Origin of the sequence: Herbaspirillum sp. UBA812, from assembly GCF_002296545.1 — a bacterium.
Classification (GTDB): domain Bacteria; phylum Pseudomonadota; class Gammaproteobacteria; order Burkholderiales; family Burkholderiaceae_D; genus Herbaspirillum; species Herbaspirillum huttiense.
This window is the reverse complement of sequence record NZ_DBIC01000042.1, coordinates 1-3,248: the sequence shown is the minus strand read 5'-3', so window position 1 is coordinate 3,248 and position 3,248 is coordinate 1. Positions and strand designations below refer to the sequence as shown.

Annotated in this window: 3 protein-coding genes and 1 pseudogene; all 4 read right to left on the bottom strand. The window is 65.1% G+C overall.

The genetic code is table 11. From position 1 onward, the window contains the following. Nucleotides 1-192 (bottom strand): annotated as a pseudogene (locus tag B3873_RS02640) (sulfonate ABC transporter permease); the annotation flags it as partial. A 350-nt stretch (nt 193-542) separates the two neighbouring features. Beyond that, a complete protein-coding gene (locus B3873_RS02635; RefSeq protein ID WP_286863897.1) occupies nt 543-1,910 on the bottom strand; it encodes an MFS transporter in 1,368 nt (455 codons plus the stop codon). A gap of 67 nt (nt 1,911-1,977) precedes the next feature. After that, complete coding sequence (locus tag B3873_RS02630) at nt 1,978-2,205, bottom strand: DUF2783 domain-containing protein (protein ID WP_034331382.1); 228 nt, start codon at nt 2,203-2,205, stop codon at nt 1,978-1,980. A 43-nt stretch (nt 2,206-2,248) separates the two neighbouring features. Beyond that, the coding region (locus tag B3873_RS02625) for an FAD-dependent monooxygenase (protein WP_286863894.1) at nt 2,249-3,248 on the bottom strand (1,000 nt) is incomplete at its 5' end.

The following is a 3,248-nucleotide window of genomic DNA, read 5'->3' as shown; positions in this document are numbered from 1 at the left end:
GATCATGGCGGGCGAGCTGTCGACCCCCAGCTGGTCGGACGGATCGAAGTGCACCAGCATGCCCTTGCCGAAGTGCAGGGCGCTCCACAGCAGGCCGAACAGCACCGCCAGCACCAGCGCATCGATCCAGCCGAAGCCAGGCTTGACTTCTTCATAGGCCGTCAGTTGCGGCGAGGTGGTCTTCATTGTCATGGCGGCGAGGCTGGATGGCGGTGTTGGCGGTAAGTGCGGTTGTGGCGGTGTTGGCTTGGCAAGGCATGGTCAGGCGCGCCGAGACCGGTCGTGCGCGATCCATTCATGACCGATCCGTCACCCCCCGGGACCGGCGCGTCACTGTATCAAGGAATTCTGACAGTTTCTTGACCAGCTTTCCGGAGGCCGACATTTGGTTCTTCGCTGGAAGCAAACTTGTGGCTTAACGCCTTGGAGACGAAAAAGGCTGACGTCCGCCGAATTCGATCCGCAACGTATCGCCATGTCGCCAACAAAAAAGCCGCCCTGTTTTCACAGGACGGCTTCGCGCATGCAAGTGAAGGACCGTTTCAGGCGGGCTGCCGTTGCCCTTCCGGCGCCCCCTTGCGCGGGATCATCGTCCACATCGTCAAGCCGCTGAGCAACAGCAATCCCGCCAGGATATACAGCGCGATATCGATATTGCCGGTTCGCGTCTTGACCAGGCCGATCAGCCAGGGACTGACGATGCCGCTGGTGATGCCCACGCTGGAGATGAAGGCGATGCCGGGCGCGATGGTCTGGGCCGGCAGCAAGCCCGGCGGCAGTGACCAGAAGATCGGCAGGGCCGCAAAGATCAGCACCGCCGCCACCGACAGCAGCCCCAGCGACACCGCAAAGCTCGACGGATGCAGAGTCAGCGCCGCCAGTGCCAGCGCACCGCCGGTGGTACATACCAGGAAGTGGCCGTGACGTTCATTGCGGCGATCCGAGCGGCGCGCGATCAGGATCAGGCCGATAGCACCGATGGCATTGGGAATGACGGTGTAGAGCGAGACCTGTACCACATCCTTGATGCCGAAGTCGCGGATCATCAGCGGCATCCAGAAGTTCAGCGTGAGCGAGCCGCAGGTCAGCGCAAAGTAGATGAAGGCGAACAGGTAGGTCGGCCGATGCGACAGCGCCTGCTTGAGCGCCGTCAGCGAGTGGGCGCTCACGTGATGCGTGCGCAGCGCTTCCTGGCTCTGGCGGTTCTGCAGGAAGCTGCGTTCTTCCGGCGTGAGCCAGGTGGCCTGCGCCGGTCCGTCGGCCAGCAGGAAGATCACCAGCACCCCCAGCACCACCGCCGGTGCGCCCTCGATGGCAAACATCCACTGCCAGCCATAGAGGCCCATCACGCCCGCCATGTCACGCATGATCCAGCCCGAGACCAGTCCGCCCAACACGCCCGCTACCGCCACCCCGGCAAAGAAGATCGCCATCACCGCCGCGCGGCGGCGTGCCGGGAACCAGTAGCTGAGATACAGCACGATGCCGGGAAAGAATCCCGCCTCGAATACGCCGAGCAGGAAGCGCAAACCGTAGAAATGCGTCGCGTCGCTGACGGCCATCATGCCCACCGACGCCAGGCCCCACAGCACCATGATGCGCGAAAAGGTGCGGCGTGCGCCGAAGCGGGCCAGCAGCATGTTGCTGGGCACCTCGCACAGCACGTAGCCGACATAGAACACCGCCGCGCCGAGGCCATACATGGCGTCGCTGAAGCCAAGGTCCTGCTTCATCTGCAACTGGGCGAAGCCGATGTTGATGCGGTCCAAGAAGGACACCACGTAGCAGATGAAAAGAAAGGGAATGATGCGCAGCCAGACCTTGCGATAGATCGCGTCTTCGGCCGCCACGCTCAGCTTGAGTGCGGAAGGGGCGGCCAGCGTGCCGGCACCCGGGGATGGGGTCATCATGAAAGTCTCCGTTGAACAGGCACCTGTGGCGGTGCTCTTGTGGATGTCGATGAAAGAGGTGGGTCGCTCAGGCTGCTTCGGCCAGCGCAGCTGATACTGCCGGATCCACCCCGGCACGCGCGCGCTGCATGGCTTCGATCAGCACTTCGTGGCCGCCGATGTGATTGGCCAGCAGCAGGATCAGGCGGGCATTGACGTCCTGGCTGGTGGCGTCGTCCAGGCCGCGATGCATCTCGATCAGGGCTTCATAGAAGTCGTCCGGACGCGCCAGGTTGGGGGCGGTATTGAGGCTCATGCTTGTCTCCTTGTTGAAAGTGTTGTCAGGTCCTGCAAAGGGATCAGGCCGCGTCCGGCACCGGTGCCGGCTGCGCAGCGGGCTCGTGGCCGGTGGCGCGCTGCAGGGCCTGCGCCAGCGCCGCCGCATCGACCGTGCGCCAGCGTGCGCAGACGTGCTGGTCGGGGCGGATCAGGTAGCAGGTGTGCGGCTGGCCGTCATAGCGTTGTGCTACCAGGCCCTCGATGTCCTGCACCTGCACGGCACCGTCTCCCAGTGCCGAGAGCACGGTGTGGTCTTCCGCACTCGCCTGCGCGCCGCTGACGAACAGCAGGCGCAGCGGCAGGCTGCCTTCGGTCAACCGCACCAGCGCCGGCAGCAGGGCGGCCGAGAGCGAGGCCGGCGGGGCAAAGATCATCGCCACGAACTGGTCGCCCAGATGCGGCAGCAGCCAGCCGGGTATGGTGTCGGTCAGCACCGGCGCATCGGTGCAAGGGGTGCCGGCTTGCATCGCGCCGTGGAAAGGCGCGCTGTCGGCGCTGCTCAGGGGCGAACCGTGCAGCGTGGCCGGCAACGAGAGGCGTCCGCTGTTGACCAGCCTGCGCGCGAAGGCATGCTCGCGCGCCAGCGCCAGTACGGCATCGCGGAAGCAGCGGCTGACCGCACTCTTGGGCGTGATGAAGTCAGTGGAGCGGGTGGAGTTGAGCAGGTTCTCGTCGGCGGCGAATTCACGCTCGCTGGCATAGCTGTCCAGCAGGCTGTCAGGGGCCTTGCCCTGCAGGACGAAGGCCAGCTTCCAGGCCAGGTTCTCGGCATCCTGTATGCCGCTGTTGGCACCGCGCGCGCCGAACGGCGAGACGCAATGCGCGGCATCGCCCACGAACAGCACCCGGCCATGGCGGAAGCGGTCCATGCGCACGCAGGAGAAGGTGTAGACGCTCACCCATTCCAGCGTGAACTGGGCGTCCTTGCCCAGCAGCGCCTGCACGCGCGGGATCACGCGTTCGGGCGTTCTCTCCAGCACCGGATCGGCATCCCATCCGAGCTGGAAATCGATGCGCCAG